Source organism: Stappia indica (assembly GCF_009789575.1).
Taxonomy (GTDB): Bacteria; Pseudomonadota; Alphaproteobacteria; order Rhizobiales; family Stappiaceae; genus Stappia; species Stappia indica_A.
In genome coordinates, this window is sequence record NZ_CP046908.1 from 2,450,598 (window position 1) to 2,467,501 (window position 16,904).

The 16,904-nt window shown below is 68.6% G+C and carries 13 protein-coding genes and 1 tRNA gene; 4 read left to right on the top strand and 10 right to left on the bottom strand.

Annotated elements, in window-relative coordinates; genetic code table 11:
• Positions 1–42 precede the first annotated feature (42 nt).
• Complete coding sequence (locus GH266_RS11450) at positions 43–906, bottom strand: DUF3108 domain-containing protein (RefSeq protein WP_158194020.1); 864 nt, start codon at positions 904–906, stop codon at positions 43–45.
• A 616-nt stretch (positions 907–1,522) separates the two neighbouring features.
• Here GH266_RS11450 and rpmB point away from each other — a divergent pair.
• Together rpmB and GH266_RS11460 are read left to right on the top strand one after the other, a co-directional pair.
• Entirely contained in the window at positions 1,523–1,822 is a 300-nt protein-coding gene (rpmB, locus tag GH266_RS11455; protein WP_158194021.1) for a 50S ribosomal protein L28, read from the top strand.
• 181 nt (positions 1,823–2,003) lie between these two features.
• A complete protein-coding gene (locus tag GH266_RS11460) occupies positions 2,004–2,678 on the top strand; it encodes a VUT family protein (protein ID WP_158194022.1) in 675 nt (224 codons plus the stop codon).
• A gap of 208 nt (positions 2,679–2,886) precedes the next feature.
• On the opposite strand, the gene folD is transcribed toward GH266_RS11460, so the two are convergent.
• From folD to GH266_RS11475, 3 genes are read right to left on the bottom strand one after another with little or no spacing between them, the layout of a single operon-like run.
• Entirely contained in the window at positions 2,887–3,783 is an 897-nt protein-coding gene (gene folD / locus GH266_RS11465; RefSeq protein WP_158194023.1) for a bifunctional methylenetetrahydrofolate dehydrogenase/methenyltetrahydrofolate cyclohydrolase FolD, read from the bottom strand.
• 36 nt (positions 3,784–3,819) lie between these two features.
• Positions 3,820–4,170, bottom strand: coding sequence for a DUF167 family protein (locus GH266_RS11470; protein ID WP_158194024.1), 351 nt, complete (start codon positions 4,168–4,170; stop codon positions 3,820–3,822).
• A 22-nt stretch (positions 4,171–4,192) separates the two neighbouring features.
• Positions 4,193–4,483, bottom strand: coding sequence for a YggT family protein (locus GH266_RS11475; protein ID WP_120270095.1), 291 nt, complete (start codon positions 4,481–4,483; stop codon positions 4,193–4,195).
• Between the two features lie 210 nt (positions 4,484–4,693).
• Here GH266_RS11475 and GH266_RS11480 point away from each other — a divergent pair.
• A tRNA-Ala gene (locus tag GH266_RS11480) sits at positions 4,694–4,769 on the top strand.
• 250 nt (positions 4,770–5,019) lie between these two features.
• Complete coding sequence (locus GH266_RS11485) at positions 5,020–6,189, top strand: GGDEF domain-containing protein (RefSeq protein ID WP_158194025.1); 1,170 nt, start codon at positions 5,020–5,022, stop codon at positions 6,187–6,189.
• Positions 6,190–6,450: 261 nt separating this feature from the next.
• On the opposite strand, the gene GH266_RS11490 is transcribed toward GH266_RS11485, so the two are convergent.
• The 6 genes from GH266_RS11490 to GH266_RS11515 are packed head-to-tail and all read right to left on the bottom strand — an operon-like array spanning position 6,451 to position 16,825.
• Positions 6,451–9,390, bottom strand: a complete 2,940-nt coding sequence (locus tag GH266_RS11490) for a tetratricopeptide repeat protein (protein WP_158194026.1) — start codon at positions 9,388–9,390, stop codon at positions 6,451–6,453.
• 30 nt (positions 9,391–9,420) lie between these two features.
• A complete protein-coding gene (locus GH266_RS11495) occupies positions 9,421–11,109 on the bottom strand; it encodes a carbamoyltransferase family protein (RefSeq protein ID WP_158194027.1) in 1,689 nt (562 codons plus the stop codon).
• On the bottom strand, positions 11,109–11,360 hold the full coding sequence (locus tag GH266_RS11500) for an acyl carrier protein (RefSeq protein WP_158194028.1): 252 nt from the start codon (positions 11,358–11,360) through the stop codon (positions 11,109–11,111). The genes GH266_RS11495 and GH266_RS11500 overlap by 1 nt, the downstream gene beginning before the upstream one ends.
• On the bottom strand, positions 11,353–13,542 hold the full coding sequence (locus tag GH266_RS11505; protein ID WP_158194029.1) for a cytochrome P450: 2,190 nt from the start codon (positions 13,540–13,542) through the stop codon (positions 11,353–11,355). Before GH266_RS11505 ends, GH266_RS11500 begins: the two co-directional genes overlap by 8 nt.
• Positions 13,539–15,224, bottom strand: a complete 1,686-nt coding sequence (locus GH266_RS11510; RefSeq protein WP_158194030.1) for an AMP-binding protein — start codon at positions 15,222–15,224, stop codon at positions 13,539–13,541. Before GH266_RS11510 ends, GH266_RS11505 begins: the two co-directional genes overlap by 4 nt.
• A 41-nt stretch (positions 15,225–15,265) precedes the next feature.
• On the bottom strand, positions 15,266–16,825 hold the full coding sequence (locus tag GH266_RS11515) for a B12-binding domain-containing radical SAM protein (RefSeq protein ID WP_158194031.1): 1,560 nt from the start codon (positions 16,823–16,825) through the stop codon (positions 15,266–15,268).
• Between the last annotated feature and the right edge of the window lie 79 nt (positions 16,826–16,904).

Here is a 16,904-nt window from a genome sequence, read left to right on the forward strand (position 1 = left end):
CCGGCGCTTGTGAAATCGGGGGCGTCAGAAGCAGTTTTCGCTTCAGCGGGCGGCCTGGTCCTGGCCGGCCTTGAAGTCGAGCTGGCGCGGTTCCACCACCAGCGTGCCGCTGTTGGTGCCCATCTCTATGCGGTAGGGCACGAAGACGCGGCCGGAGCCGAGAGGAGCGAGCCAGGCTTCCATGCGGCGGTTTTCGGCCATGTACTTCACCGACTTGGTGGAGGGGCGATGGCCGGCGACCGGGATCCAGCGCGCCGAGCACACCACCACCTTGCCGTCGTAGCCCTTGCCCGAGACCTCGCGGATTTCCTTGAAGCCGAGCTGGATGTCGAAGCGCGTCCAGCCGTCGAACACCGGGATGCGGCGGTCGCAGACCGAGGCGTCCGGCTGGCCCTTGGCCGCCTTCACCGGCATCAGGATGGCGCTGAGCGGGTCGACGACGTTGCGCGTGTGCTTCTTGGTGACCTCGATCCGCTCCGGATTGGGCTTGAACTTCGGCGTCACGCGCATCGAGCGCACCTTGCCCGAGCCCTGCGCCAGGTCGACGAAGAAGTCGCGGTCGGCCGCACGCGAGGCCATCTTGTAGCTCGACGGCACCACCTTCTTCCCCGACACCCAGCCGGAGGCCTCCGCCCCGCCCTTGCCGGCGGAAAACAGCGTGCCGATGCCGGCCGGCTCCATGCCGACCTTTGCGGAATAGGCGTTGGCCTGCAGCACCAGCGACAGCGAGCCGCGGGCGATCTTGAAGCCGGAGACGGAGATATCGTAGACGCCGCCGAGCCGTGCGGTCTCGGCGCTGGCCGGAACGGACGCCAACGGGGCGGCCAGCATGGCGGCGGCGGCAAAGCCGGCGGGAAGCAGGCGGCGGGCCTGTGACCTTGCAGACGAAAGGAAGAGCCTGGACATCGGAACCTCACACTCCGCGCGGCCGCGGCCGGCCGGACAACACACTCGACTTCCGGCCCTGCCTGCGCACCCGCTTCGGGCGGCCCGTCGCCGATGCACGCGCGCCCTCGAGCTTGAGGACGCGGCGGGCCCGGTGGACCGAAGGAACCGACCCGACAAGACCGACCCGAAGAGCCGAAAAGGGACCCCGGGGGGACGCAAAGCATTTTCCCGCGAGAGGATGGCCTGCGGCCTGAAACCCTGCGGGACGGCGAACCGTTCGTGCTGGCATTCTCGCGAAACACGGTAACCGCATGGTTAACGGACTGCAAATGTCGTCGAGGCCTCTTCCGGCGATGGGCGCGCCGCGTTGCGCCCGCGCCACTCTTGCGGTATCGGGACTTGCGTCCTTGGTCGCCGGCGCGCGGACGGTCCGCCGCTTTCGCGCGATTTCGCGTGCAAGACGCCTTGACGGCGCGTCGCTCGCCCCGTATAGCAAGCCGACTTTTCGACCATTGCCGGACAATGGGCGCCGGGCCGTGCGGGTCCGCGAACGCCCCGGCAATCTCCAGCAGGGGCATCCGCCCCGTCTTGAAACGATCGGGGCTCGCTCCGAGAAGAAAGAAAAAGGTGTCCCATGGCACGCCGTTGCGAACTCACCGGCAAGGACGTGATGACCGGTAACAACGTCAGCCACGCCAACAACAAGTCGCGCCGCCGGTTCCTGCCGAACCTGTGCAACGTGTCGCTGATTTCCGACGCGCTGGGCGAGACCTACAAGCTGCGCATCTCCGCGCATGCGCTGCGCTCGGTCGAGCATCGCGGCGGCCTCGACGCCTTCCTCATGAAGGCTGCCGAGAGCGACCTGTCGCCGAAGGCCCGCATCCTGCGCACCGAGATCCGGCGCCGCCTGGCCGCTTCGGCTGCCGCGGCCTGATACGGCCCGTCTTCGCAACCGTCCGGCAGGCTCGCCCCGCCGGACGCGGCGCGATCATCGACGAACGAGCTTGCAGGAGGCGCCATGGCGCCTCTTTTCGCGTTTTCCGGTCGCGGTTCCGGCATCGGCCGGGCCGTACCGCACCCGGCCGGCACGCGGCCGAAGGTCAGGACCCATCGACATGACGCAGACCCGCTTCGCACCGGCACCCTTCACCCTTTCGCAGGCCGTCCCGGCGGTCCTTGCCATGGCGGTCGTCGTCGTCGCCTCCAACATCCTGGTCCAGTATCCGCTGGAAGCGACGCTGGGCGGGCTGAACCTTGCCGACCTGCTGACCTGGGGCGCCTTCACCTATCCGGCCGCCTTCCTCGTCACCGATCTCACCAACCGCCGCTTCGGCCCGAGCGCCGCACGCAAGGTCGTGCTGGTCGGCTTCGCGCTGGCCGTGCTGCTGTCGATCTGGCTTGCGACCCCGCGCATCGCGGTCGCCTCCGGCTCGGCCTTCCTGATGGCCCACCTGCTGGACATTGCCGTCTTCGACCGGCTGCGCCGCTTCACCTGGTGGCTGGCCCCGGCCGTCTCCTCGACGCTGGCCTCGATCCTCGACACGGTGCTGTTCTTCGGCCTCGCCTTCTCGCTCGCGGCGACCCCGCTGCTCGGCTATGGCGACGAGTTCGCCACCTCGTCCGCGCCCTTCCTCGGCGTCTTTTCCCTGGAACTGCCGCGCTGGCTGTCCTGGGCCGCCGGCGATTTCACGGTGAAGCTGCTGGTCGCCGCCGCCCTGCTCCTGCCCTACCGGCTGATGCTCGCGGTCCTGCTGCCTGCGCCGGCCGGCGGCAACGCCAACCGCGCCTGATCCAGCCCAGCTCAGCCAAACAAAAAGCGCGCCCTCCGGCGCGCTTTTTCGTTTTCGGGGTACTGTTCAGGACGCTCTTTCGGAGCAGCCTCTCTCCCGGCCCTCTCCTGCGTCTTCCCGGGCAAGGCGCAGCCGCGACCCGGGACCGGCCAGCCGACAGCCTCTCCGCAGCGCTCATCCGCCTGTGGAGATCCTCAAAGCGCTGATCTTACAGCGCCGGGGCGGGCAGCCCCCGGCGGGCACAGGCCGCCTGCACGGTGTTGGCCAGCAGGCAGGCGATGGTCATCGGCCCGACGCCGCCCGGCACCGGGGTGATCGCCCCGGCGACCTTCACCGCCTCGTCGAAGGCGACGTCGCCGACGAGCCGCGTCTTGCCCTCGCCGCGCTCGGGCGCCGGCACCCGGTTGATGCCGACATCGATCACCGTCGCCCCCGGCTTCACCCAGTCGCCGCGCACCATCTGCGGCCGGCCGACGGCCGCGACCAGAATATCGGCGCGCCGGCACAGGTCGGCGATGTCGCGCGTGCGCGAATGCGCCATGGTCACCGTGCAATTGGCGTTCTGCAGCAGCAGCGCAACCGGCTTGCCGACCAGGATCGAGCGGCCGAGCACCACCGCGTCGAGGCCGGAGAGATCCCCGCCATGCGCCTCGCTCGCCAGCATCACGCAGCCCTTCGGCGTGCAGGGTACCAGGCCCGGCCGGCCGAGCACGATCCGCCCGGCATTGGTCGGGTGCAGCCCGTCGACATCCTTGGCCGGGTCGATGGCCAGCACCACCTTGTCCGTGTCGATCTGCGCCGGCAGCGGCATCTGCACCAGGATGCCGTCGACCTCCGGGTCCGCATTGAGCCGCGCCACCAGATCCAGCAGCTCCGCCTCGGGCGTCTCCGCCGGCAGCCGGTGCTCGATCGAGCGCATGCCGCATTCCTCGGTCTGGCGCACCTTGTTGGCGACATAGACCTGGCTCGCCGGGTCCTCGCCGACCAGCACCACCGCAAGGCCGGGCATCACGCCGTGACCGGCCTTCAGCGCGGAAACGGCCTCGCGCACATCGCCGCGCAGGCGCGCCGCCCGCGCCTTGCCGTCGATCAGCTTTGCAGTCATGGAACCTCCGGAAGACACCGCCAAAGTAAAGTTGGGTTACTCTAGCCGCCCGCTGCCGGCGATGTCGGCAAGGCGAGCGGCAATCGCTTGCGCATCCGCGTCATCGCGGGCGCCAAGGAGAAACGTCTTGAGCCGCGCCGTCGCGCCCGCGGTCAGCCGCACGTCGCGCTTCGCAAGGCCGAGTTCGGCGGCCAGCACGCTGGCGACGGCCGCATTGGCCGCGCCCTTGTCGGCGACCGCCCGCACCCGCACGCAGAGCACGGCCCGCCCGTCGGACAGCCGCGTCACCCCGTCGATGCCGTCGCGCGCGGCGCGCGGCGTTGCCCGCACCGCAAGGCGCACCCCGTCCCGCGTCACGCTCCACGCCGTCTCCGCATCGCCGGTCATCGCGGCCGGGCCGGCCAAGGCGTCAGAAGACGTTGGGATAGACGTAATAGGCCAGCACCCGCTGCAGCAGGAAGATGCCGAGCAGCAGGATGATCGGCGACAGGTCGAGCCCGCCCATCGACGGCACATAGCGGCGGATCGGCCGCAGCAAGGGTTCGGTCAGGTTGTAGAGCACCTGCCCGATCATCGCGACGAACTGGTTGCGCGAGTTGATCACGTTGAAGGCATAGAGCCAGGAGAAGATCGCGCTGGCGATGATCACCCACGTATAGAGATTGAGGATGAGGAAGATCACGTCGAGGATGGCACGCATGGGCGGCGGGTCTCCGGCTTGGACCGTCGGGGGGCTTGGACAAACGGGCGATTTCCCCTCATGTAGCCGCCGCGCGCGCCCGCCGCAAGGCTCCAGAGACCCGCATCCCGGCCCGCAAGCCGGGCTTGTCTACAGGCTGTCCTCACGCACCGGGGAAATGCTTGACAGGGGCACCTGCCCTCTCCTAAATGCCGCTCACGCTCGAAGAGCGGGGCCGTAGCTCAGATGGGAGAGCGCTGCAATCGCACTGCAGAGGTCAGGGGTTCGATTCCCCTCGGCTCCACCAATTTTCCCCTTCCGTTGAAAACATTGGCCGAAAGCGCCCGCCTCGGGCCTTCGCGATGACCGGCAAGGTCGCCGCGCGGGCATAATCTCCTGCGCCGCGAACGGCTTGGGGACAAGGCCGGGGCAGCCTCTCGCCTTGCATCGCGGCGCAGTGTCCACCGCCCCTTCCGCCGATCCCTAAAATTGCAACGATCCGGTTCAGCCGATGTTCATCCGCCCTCTCCTACTGGGAGGCGACAGGATGACACCCGATGCCCGCTCTCGACTTTCAGACCCTTTATATCCTGATCTTCCTCAACTCGCTGGCCGTGACCGCGGTCTGGGCGGGGTTTGCCTGGATGTACCGCCCGCACACCGCCGCCCGGCACTGGCTCGCCGGTACGCTTCTGTCGCTGGTGGGCGGGCTCGTGCTGGCGACCCAGGGCAATGCGGGCGCGCTGGTGCCCGCCGTCCTCGGCAACACGATCATCCTTTTCGGTTTCGCGCAGTTCTGGATCGGCTTGCGGCGCTTTTCCCGGCAAGACGGCGGACAGGTGCTCGCCGTTGCCTTTTCCCTCGCCGCCGCGGTCGTGATGATCGCCCTGCACGACAGCGGCCGCGGCCGCGCCATCGTCTATGCCTCGGGCCAGTCCGCCGTGATGCTGGCCTGCCTTGTCCAGCTGCTGCGCAACCGGGTCTCGGGCATCGGCGCGGTGATTGCCGCCACCGCCTTCGCCGTGGCGCTTGCCGGCCAGACCCTCATCGTCGCCTCGAACGGGGCGGTGCTCGCGGGCGCGCTGGACTACGAGGTCTATTACGCGCTCGCCTCCTATGCCCTGCTCTGCACGGTGTTCAGCGCCACCGTCTGGAACCTCGGCTTTGCGCTGATGGCCGTCGACAGTCTGCACCGGCAACTGAAGAGCCTTTCGGAAACCGACGCGCTGACGGGCCTTGCCAACCGCCGGGCCTTCGCGGCCCGCATGGACCGGTTGCAGCAACAGGCGAACGAGCGCCCCTGGTGCCTGGTGCTGATCGATCTCAACGACTTCAAGCCCCTCAACGACCGCTTCGGCCATCTGGCCGGCGACCGGGCGCTGGCGCATTTCGCGCAAGTTCTGCTCTCCTGCGCAAGGCCCGGCGACCTGGTCGCGCGTCTCGGCGGCGACGAGTTCGCCCTGCTGCTTCCCGCTGCGCCCCTTGCCGAGGCCGGCACGCTGGCCCAGGCGATCCGCCGGAAGGTGGCCTCGTCGCCGCTGGCCGTGGACGGCGAGACCGTGCCGATGTCCGCCGCCATCGGCCTTGCGGGGTCCGGCGAGGAGCCCGCCAGCGGCGACCGGCTGTTCTCCCTCGCCGACGCGCGGCTTTACGAGGACAAGACGGCGTCGAAGGCGCAGCGCCCGCGCTCGGCTCCGCCGCGGCTCCAGCTCGCCACGCAGGGCTAGGTCGTGAACTCATAATTCTGACGAGAAACGGTATGCCCGAACCCGATCGGATACAAGGAGCAAGGCCGCAGGAAACCATTAGGTTTTCAAGGGCTTGCGACGCTGTTGCCGGCGGGTTCCGGCATACCCGAAGGGCGCCGTTCGAGCTTCGATCTGCGGCGTCGGATCGCTCGGCCGGGGGACTGCCCCGGCCATCGCGCTCCTCCTAGCATATCATTGCCCGACCGGACGCCGTTTCCGGCACAATTATGAGTCCACGACCTAGGTCGTGGACTCATAATTGTGCCGGGCGAGGCTGAGATCGTCCTTCTTCAGCATCAGATAGCGGTACATGACCGAGGAGAAATTCTGGTTGTCCGCGCCCGACGTCATGACGCCGGCAAGAAGGTCCAGATAGTCCTGCGCCCAGCGCGCGGCCCAGCTATCGGTGTCTTCGTCCGGCAAGGCGTCCGCCATGCGCCGCACATCGACCCGCACGTCCGTGCCCGACCGCAGGGCCTGCATCCAGTAGATCGGCACCCCCAGCGCCTGGGCGACCTTCGGCACCGTGTCGAGCAGCGTGCAGCGCACACCGAACAGGCTGCCGGCCGCCTCGCTCCTGAAGCCTGCCTTCGTGTTGGCCTCGGCCGGAAAATCGGGGGTGGAGAAGACGCTCATCCCGCCTTTCAGGCATTTGACGATCCGTGCCGCAGCCAGTCGGTCTGTCGGTAGGATGATCTCGTAATTGCTGTTCAGGTCCTCGTGACGGGTCACCGAGCTCACCAGGAACGCGGTGTTCTGAAAATAACTCCCGCGAAAAATCAGGTTGCCGATACCCAGATGCGTTCCGACGATCAGCGTGGGAACGCGCGACCTCATGCGCTCCTCCAGCTCGGCGAAGGCATCGCTGCGCTCGAATGCGAGCCGGGCATCGCGGCACACATTGCGCGGGCCGATGACCCGGTGGAGGTAAGTCGCGTACTGCGCGCGTGCGAGCCACGCCGCCCGGTCGGCGCGCGCCTCGCCCTGCAGCTGCCATGCAATCAGCCCGGCGGCCGAGGGCGTGCCCGGTTCGGACTGCCCGGCTTCCGCCGCCGCGAACAGATCGTGCAGGTCCTCGCCGCTCAAGGGTCGGTATCGGGGATAGGATGACGGAGCCAGCCTGGTCGGATCGTCCTCGTGGCGCAGAAAGTACCGTGCAAGCCTCGTGGCGTTGGACACGTCCGGGCTCTGCAAGGCCGCATGGCGCGCGATCCACTCGCGAAGCCCGGTCAGGCGATCCACGAGGGGGATGTAGCGCGCCATCCAGATCCAATGCTCGGCAGGCAGCGCGCCGGAGCAGATCTGCTCGATGAGAAACGCCGCCCCGCCCTCGGCATCGCCGAACACGAAGAACAGTTCGTGACGCAGCTTCAATGCCGCGACATCGGCCGGGTTATGCGAAAGGACAGTCTCGGTCGCCGCCAGCGACCTTGCGAACTCTTCCGTCTCGAACTGTGCCCGTGCCTTGAGCGCCAGCAGCTGGATATCGCGGGGCGACTGGCCGCAGGCGCGCCCGGTGCGCGTCAGCAGCTCGGCCCAGGCGCTCGTTCCCATGGCGACCTGCGCCCGCAGGACGCCCAGCGTAAAGTCGGGAAGGCGATGCTCTGCCTCGGCCAGCAGGTGCTCGAGCCTTGCCATCACCGCGCGCGACGGCGCCGTCCCGAAGCCCCACCGCCCCGCGGCCGCCACCAGTCTCCTGACATGGTCCAGAAGCGAGGGGGCGTGCCTTGCATCCTCGATCAGGAGGTCCGTGGAGGTCTCGATGTCACTGAGCGTCAGCGCAAGATGGGCGAGCGCCCGCCTGACCGCGGTGTGGTCTCTCAAGGCGTCCGGCAACCCTGCGGCAAAGGCCTCCGCCTCCTCGATGCGCTCCGTGCTGACGAGGCCGTTCACGACCAGCGCCGCGGCTTCCGGGGATCCGGCGTTCCGGTTCCAATAGGCCAGCATCCGCGCATGGGCGTCGTCGGCACGGCCCTCGTTTCGCAGGAGGCGGATCTCCAGCCGCTGCAGCGCCGGGCTCAAGCCCTCCCCTTTCGCGATCTGCTCGTCGAGCCGGCCCCGCGCATGGTCGAAGTGGCGCAGGTCCAGGTCCAGCCCGATCCACAGGTCGGCATGCGGGTGACGCGAGGCGGCAAGGGCTGCCTGCGCGCCCGTCATGTCGCCCGCCTGCATCAAGGTCGTGACCTTCTGGCGAACGATGCCGTCGTCGTCCGGCCAGCGGGCCAGGCCCTCGTCGCAGAGCCGGAGGGCCGCGGTATGATCGAGGGCGAACCGTTCCAGCTGTATCGCCTGCACCACGGCCTCGCGGCTGCCCGGCGCCTCCTTCAGGGCCGCCCGCACGGCCTCCAGCGCGGCCCGTATCTCGCCCCTGTCGGTGAGACAGCGCGACGCCTCAACGCGCAATCTCGCCCGCGCCTGCGGCTGGAGAGCGTCCGGCCGTGCCAGGATCCGCTCGATGATGCCGCGCGCGCCCAGCGGATCGCCGGCATGGCGCAGCGCCACCGCATGACGCAGCTGCGCCTGCCACTCGTCCGGATGCCGTTCCGACAGTGCCGCGCCGGCGGCGGCGGCCGCGGCGAAGTCCTTCATCCGCGTCAGGATTTCGACCCGGGCATAGAGCGCCGGCTTGTGCGACGGCGCGGCGACGAGGACCTCCTCGGTCAGCACCAGGCTCTCGGCATGCTCGCCGTTCCAGTGCAGCGACACCGCCAACTCGTGCTTGATCGGAAGGTTGTCCGGATGGCGCCGCAAAGCCTCGGAGAGGTGACGGATGCTCTCGTCCACGCGCCGGCCCTGCCGCAATGCCTCGCCCTTTTTTGCGAGCGCGGCGGGATCGCCGGGAAAGCGCGCCAGCATCTGCCGGGCCGCCTCCAGCGCGGCATCGAAATCCCGCGCCTGCATCAAGGTGTCGACCCTCGCGTAGAGCGCCGGCTTGTGGGCCGGCTCGGCCGCGAGGATCTCCTCCACCAGCGCCAGGCTTTGCGCATGCTCGCCCTGCCAGCGCAGGGACAGCGCCAGCTCGTACCTGATCGCGAGGCCGCCGGGATGGCGCAGCATGGCCTTTGAAAGATACCGGACGCTCTCGTCCACGCGCCGGCCCTGCCGCAGCGCGGCCCCCTGTCTGGCGACCGCCGCCGGATCGTCGGGCTCCGGCCTTGCGGCGTCTGGCATGTCTGACATGGAACGACTTCTTGATTGTGCTGCGCCGGCTCAGACTGCTGCCGACTTCTCGATCAAGGTGGTCTCGATCACCACCGCGGACAGGCCCGAGGTCATGAACACCGCCAGGGCATCCTCGACCGAGTGGACGATGGGCTTGCCCATGATGTTGAAGCTGGTGTTGAGGACGATCGGAACGCCGGTCCGCTCGCCGAAGCGTCGCACCACCCCATGCATCCAGGGCGCACTGTTTGGTGTGACGGTCTGCAACCGCCCGGTGCCGTCGGCATGGACGACCGCCGGGACCAGCATCTGCCTGTCCTCGCGCCAGCGAAGTGTCACCGACATGTAGGGCGCGGGCTGCGGGTTGTCGAACCAGTCCGCGACCTCCTCTTCGCAGACCACCGGCGCGAAGGGGCGGTAGGGCTCGCGCCCCTTTACCAGCCGGTTGATCCGGTCCTTCATGTCGGCCGGGCGCGGATCGGCCAGGATGGAGCGGTTGCCGAGCGCACGCGGACCGAACTCCGCCCGCCCGCGCATGACACCGACGATCTTTCCCTCCGCCAGCAGTTCGGCAACCCGGTCCTCGCCATCCGCCGAGATATCGCTCACCCGCGCGATGCCGCCGAGAGTGTCCAGCCTCGACAGCGCAGCCGTGGCGGCGACCGACCCCAGATACGGCGTCGCCGGCAGCAGGGGCACGCAGGTTGTCTTCGCCGTTTCCATCCAGCTCAGCAGCGCCGCACCGACCGCATTGCCGTCGTCGGCGGGCGCGGGCGGCACGAACAGCCGGTCGTAGCCCATGCGCCCGGCGATGGTGCCGTTATAGGACGAGTTGAGCGCGCAGCCGCCGCCGAGGATCAGGTTTCCCTCCGCCCCGTCCGCGCTCTCCGACAGGATCCGGTCGGCGAGGATCGCGTAGGCGGCCTGCCCGCTCGCGGCAAGGTCCGCCGCGCTCATCAAGGGTTCGCCCGCCGGGCGAGCGAAGGTCCTGATCCTCTCCGCAAGGGCCGGAAGCGCGTCCTTGTCGACGAAGCGCAGGCGCCCGCGATCGACCTCCAGCAGCGACAGGAACGCGTCGCGGATCTCCGGCCTCACCGTCCCGTAGGCGGCAAGCCCCATCACCTTCCACTCTTCGCCGAGCCGCCAGTCGAACCCGCACAGCTGCGTCAGCCAGGCATACAGCGTGCCGAGGCTCCCGGGCCCCCAGGAGCGCCAGCGGCGCTTGATCCGTCGCTCGCGCAGGTCGAACATCGACACGGCCCCGGCCTCGCCCTCGCCGTCGATGACCAGGCAGGACGCGGTGTCGACCGGGGCGAAGGCGCAGGCCATCACCGCGTGGCACAGGTGATGGTCGTAGCGGCGCACCTCGGGCATCTGCTGCACCAGGCCAAGCCGCAGCAGCGAGGCGCCCGCATGCGTGTTGATCCCTGCATGCAGCTCCCGCAGCCACAGGGCATCGGTCACGGGCAGCAGGTCGCCCATCAGCTCGACCGGCAGGTCGGCCTTGGTCTTCTTCCAGCTGGCAGCCACCGCCAGCGTGTCGGAGCCGGCATCGAAGCCGATCTGGCTCAAGGCGGATTCAAGATGCGGCACATGGTCGGGAGCGATGCCCCAGGCCCTCTTGTCCTGCAGGAAGCGTTCGGTCGCCTCGGCGAAGACGAGCTGCCCGTCGGCATCGACGATCGCCAGCGCCGGGTCGTGCCCGGACGTCGAAAGCCCGAGGTGAAACAGTGCCATCAGGCTGCCATGCGATCCGCTATCGACCGTGCGAAGTCGCCGAGCGTGTCGTGCTGAAAGATCTCCGCAGGATCGACCTCCACCTCGAAGCGGTCCTCGACCTCGCCGCAGACGAGAACCGCGTCGATCGACTGCAGGCCGAGATCCGACAGGGACATGTCCATGCGGATCTGGTCGGCCGAGGTCTTGGTCCGCTGGGCAACCTGTTCGCGAAGGAAGGAGAACAGCTGGGATTCGCTGGCGTCAGTCATTTTCGGGCTCTGTTCTGCTGAAGATGCACGGAAGCGTGCTGAGGGCGACGGTTTCCGACATGGGGTGATAGCGGTGCGCCTGGACATCGAGCGCAAGGTTGGGGAAGCGACGGAAAATTGCGGGAATGGCCGCCTTGAGGACCATCACGGAGAGCGTTGCACCGACACAGCGGTGCAGGCCCTTGCCGAACGATACATGCCCCTTGCCGGCCGGAGACTGCCGGTTCAACACATGCACGTTCAGCCGCGCCGTGTCACCGGCTTTCATCGCCAGATCCCCGAGGGACAGGTCGGTGCGCGCCACGCGATAGATGAATTTCGGACCGCTGCAGCGCGCGATCAGCTCGTCGATATTCGCCTCCACCCACGCCTGCCCGCTCGCCGCGCTGCGGTCTTCTGGTGGGCGCGAGAGGATCGACAGCAGCGCGTTCGACAGCGTGTGCGAAAGGTTGAAGCTGGCCCCATACAGCACCAGCACCACGGCCTTGAGGTCCGCCTCGTCGAAACCCGCCGGCGCATCGGCAACCAGATGCTCCAGCAGCGACGGCGGCCCTTCGGAGGCGGCAGGCACCTGCATCAGCGACAGCGCCTCGGTGAAGACCGCCTGGACGCGTCGCAGCTTGCGCATCGAAAGCCAGGGCTCCAGGACGTCCTGCAGCTGCGGCGCGATGGCGTCGAACCGCGCCTGGTCTCGGCAGGAGATGCCGAGAATGCGCGTCATCACGCTCCGGCGGAGCGGATCGGAATAGCCCGACACCAGGTCCGGCCGCGCCATTGCCGACAGTTCCTGCAGCGCCTTGTCCAGCGCCGCATCGACGACGCTCCGCCAGGGCTGCAACTGCGCGGCGCCCAGGAAGCGCATCAGGACCTGCTTCAGCACCTCGTGCCGTGGCCCGTCCATGAAGAACAGGGCGTTGCGCGCGATCCGCGTCGCCTCGTCCAGGTCCTCGCCGCTCGCCTGCGACAGCAGCGTCAGATGGCTTTCCATCGGCGGGGGCGCGAAGGCGTCGTTGTCCTTCAGGATCCGGTGGGCGCTGCCCATGTCCCGGATGTCGCAAAGGCGCGCGCTCACCCGCCGCGAGGTCTTGTCGAGGGAGCACGGCAGCGCCGTGGGGGCCTGCATCATGGGCGTGACCACGAACCGGCATTCGTCGGTCTTGAGGGTGATGTCGGGAAAGGTCCGCGCCAGGATCGGGATCGCCGTCTCGATCAGCATCTCGCTGAGGAACACGCCGGGGCATCTGTGCGCGCCGCTGCCGAAGCTCATATGGCTCTGGCGCGTCCCCCTGTCCGCGCGCAGGCTGTCCGCGCGCAGGCAGGCGTTCGCCGCCACGATGTCGACCACGGCGGACTGCCCCTTGTGATAGGGGCAGCCGGCGACGTCCGTCGCCTCGTTCGCCACCCGGACCAGGGTGCGGGTCGACTGGTAGAGGCCCAGCAGCTTCTGGGTCTCCTGCGCGCCCCACGCGGGCCCTCCCGCATCGGCCCAAAGCTGCGCCGGCCCGCTGAGCAATCCGTGCAGGGCGAAGGCCAGCGATTGCGTTGCCGAATTGGAGCCGGCCAGCAGGCCGACGACGAAATACTCCGGCTCCAGCCCGTCCGGCAGGTCGCCCCGGCGGCGACGCAGACAGGCCAGCAGGCTTTCGGGCGCCGAGCCCTCGCCCGCCCCGGTCTGCGGGCAGGTCGAGACCAGCAGGCGCGCCGCCTGGTTCAGCGCCCTCAGGGTCGGCAGCGACAGATAGGGTTCCGTCAGGCGCTGCGCGGTTTCAGCGGCTTGAAAATGCTCCGGCGTCGGCGGCAGGTCGAGGCCGAGGATCCGCGGCATGACCTTGAGAAACAGCGGGATCGTGACATCCCGCACGAGATCCGGGTCGCTCGCGTTTTTCAGCTCCTCGCAGACGCTGCGGCACGCCTCTTCCATCATCGGCCGCCACGGCGCCAGGCCCGACTGGCTGAAGAACGGGGCGATGACCCGGCGCACCCTGAGATGGGCCTCGCCGCTCATCGCCACCAGCGTGTTGGCCGACAGCCGGCGCAACGCATCCAGATCCACGCCGCCGCGCTCGGCGATTTCGTCGAGATAGCGGTCGATGCGCGGCAGCTCCAGGTCGCGCAGCACGGCGACGGCCATCGCCGGCGTCTTCACGAAGCTGTCGGGATCCGACCAGACATGCCGGCTCACGATGCGGCCCCCGCGACGTGTGCCTTGTCGAGGCAGATGGCTGCGCCGTGCAGGCAGGCGAGATCGCGCGCCGCCTGCTGACGCCTGATCTTGCCGCTGCTGGTGCGCGGCAGCGTGCCGCGGGGAAGCAGGGCGATGCGCTCCAGCCAGACGCCGGAACTCGCCGCAACCGACTTGCGGATGCGCGCGGCGAGCAAGGCAGGATCGTCCATCGGCGCGGCCCCGGCCCGCAATTCGATCAGCAGTTCGGCATGGCCGGGCGCCAGGCCGTCGCTCGCGAACGCCGCCGCCCCGGACGGGCTGAGGTCGCCGTGTTCGCGCGCCGCCAGCCATTCGACTTCCGCCGAGGCGACATTGCGGCCGTTGACGATGATGACGTCCTTCGCGCGCCCGGTGATGTGGAGATACGCGCCGGAAATGCCGCCGAGGTCTCCCGTCCTCAGCCACCTTGTGCCGTCGGGGTCCGTGGCGAAATCCTCAGTCTCCTCGGCGTCGCGGCCAAGATACCGCTCGCAGACCGAGGGGCCTTTCAGCCAGATCTCGCCGGTCGCGCCGTCGGGCAGCGCCCGGCCCGTCTGCGGATCGGCGATCCGGATGTGTTCGCGCGTTGCCTGCGACAGCAGGCAGCCCTCGAACCCGGCCCACGGCTCGGGAACCGTGTCCTTGTCGCGCAAGGGGCCCGCTTCGCCGGCCGCGAACAGCGTGCATTCCGCCATCCCATAGCAGGCGAACACCGCCTCCCTCGCAAGGCCGCTCGCCGCAAAGCGCTGGTGAAAGCGGTCCAGCAATCCGCTCGGAACCGGCTCGGCGCCGCAGAACGCCCTCTCCCATGAGCTGAGGTCGAGCCCGCGCGCCTCGTCCTCGGATATCCGGTTCAGGCATTCGAGAAAGGCGAAGGTCGGACCGCCGCTGAAGGTGCCGTGCCAGGTCGAGATCGCCTCCAGCCAGGCGGCCGGGCGGCGGATCATGTCGAACGGGCTCATCTGCACCGAATGCGCGCCCGACAGCAGCGGATAGAGGATGCAGCCCATCAGCCCCATGTCGTGATAGTGCGGCAGCCAGTTGACGATGACGCTGTCGGCGTTCATGCCCCAGAGCGAGCGGATCATCCCGCAATTGGCGCGGATCTGGTCGGCCGTCACCGGCACCGCCTTGGGAAAGCGGGTCGAGCCGGACGTATGCTGGATCACCGGGAAGGCGCACGGCCCCCCGGCAGCAAAGGCTTGCCGCACTGGAACAGGGTCGTCGACGGCCAGAACCGGGCAGGCCGGCTCCCCGTCCCGTTCTGCCGACCCGCCGGCCAGCTGCTCCGCCACCATGGCGCGGTTGTTCGTGGTGCAAAGGACTGCCCGCGCGCCGCAGGTCCGCGCGATGCGCGCCAGCCGGCCCGGCGGATCGGCAGCGCGCGGCGGGGCGATCGGCACCAGGGTTCCGCCGCCGAGCAATGTTGCCACCAGCGTCAGGAGAAAGTCCTCGCCGGCCGGCAGCGCCGCAATCAGCACATGCGGCCCCTCGCCGAGGCAGCGATCCCAGAGCGCCTGCACGTCCCTCGCGCGCGCCGCGAGTTGCGCGCCGTCGAACGTCCTGTACTGGCCGCGCCGTCCCAGGACCGTGATCAGCGGCGCGTCATGGCGCTGCTCGAGCACCGCCGCGATCTCGCGTTGAAGGCTTGTTTCGCTCACGCGCCTGTCCATCGGATTGCTTGGTCTTGCCGTCGCGGGCCTCAGGCCGGTTGCGCGAGGGCTTGCTCGCTGCCCAGGTGGACCTGCCTGGTGCCCTGCTGCGACAGCCGGTGAAGCGAGGTGAACGAATTGAGGAAGATGGCGAGTGCGGACGACAGGTCCCGCGCAATTTCGGGACGCTGGTGCGACAGGTCGTTGACGGCGTCGATGACGCGTCGCCCGCGCCGGTCCCTTGCGGCCTGCCGGAACAGCTTCAGCACTCCGGAAGCGCCCTTGCCGGGCGTCACCATGTGGTCGCTCGCCCGCAGGTGCTCCGGCGGCGGCGCCAGCAATGCGGCGAGATGCTCGAAACGCTTGATCGCATTGTCGGGATCGTGCAGCGCCTCGACCAGCCAGATGGCGCCTTCGGCCAGTTGGCGGCGGGTCATCTGCCGCGGCTCGATATTCGTCCACAGATTGCCGCCGGGGAAGCTGCTCTGCTTGCCGTCCGCAACCAGCCGGCCTTCGGCCGCCATCTGGTCGTAGAGCGGGGTGGCGACCGGCGCGACCAGCACCGACACCCGCAAGTTCACGACCGGCAAGGCCATGCCGAATTCGAACTGGCGCTCGAAACATCCCAGGTCGTCCTGGTCGAAGCCGACCATCATGCCGCCGGTAATCGTCAGCCCGCCGGCGACGATGCGGCTGATCTCGGTCACGAGGTCCCGGCGCATGTTCTGGCGCTTCTTGACCTCCTTGAGGGCGTCCTCGTTGCTGGTCTCGATGCCGACGAAGATGTCGCGCAATCCCGCCTTGTTGCACAGCTCGATGAGTTCCGCGTCCCGCGACAGGTCGATCGAGGCCTGGGTGGCGAACTGGACCGGCTGGCGGCCGTCGCGCCCGTTCCAGCCGGCAAGCCCTTCCAGCAGAACGCGGGACTTCTTGCGGTTGACCGTGAAGTTGTCGTCGGAAAGATTGATGCTGCGATAGCCGAGATCGTAGAGCACCTGCGCTTCCGCGAGCACCTTCTCGATCGGCTTGTGCCGCTGCACGCGCCCCAGATACTGGATCACGTCGCAGAAGCTGCATTCGAACGGACAGCCGCGGCTCGTCTGGATCACGCCGCTGATCGCGCGGTCGTTGCGGTAGAGATCCCAGCGCGGCACCGGCGAACGCCCCAGATCGGCCTGGCCGCACAGGTAGCGCGGCTTCAGGGTATCGGCCAGCAGATCGCGGCTCAGCTCGCTCGCCACGGTCTCGAACTCGCCGATGATCAGGCTGTCCGCCTCCCCGTCGAAGTCGCCGGGCGCCAGCGACACATGCGGGCCGCCCATGACCACGCGCCGTCCCTTGGCGCGGAACCTGCGGGCGATCTCGATGCCGCGGGACGCCTGGGCAACGTTCATGCTGATGGCGACGACGTCGGACGGATCGTCGAAATCGACATCCTCGGTCATCTCGTCGCACAGCCGGATGTTGAAATCGCCCTCCAGCAGCGCGGCGACGGTGGTGATCCCCGCCGAGGCCAGCAGGGCATAGCGTTCGTCGATGTTCAGGACCTTGTCGGCCACGAGCGCTTCATCGCCGAAGCTCGGCAACGGAGCGATGAGATAAATGTCCATCTGTATCCTGATCCTCGCCGCCCCCTTGAGTGGCGCGGCACACCATACACAACTCGCTCGGGCTTCGTCAGGGGGGCGG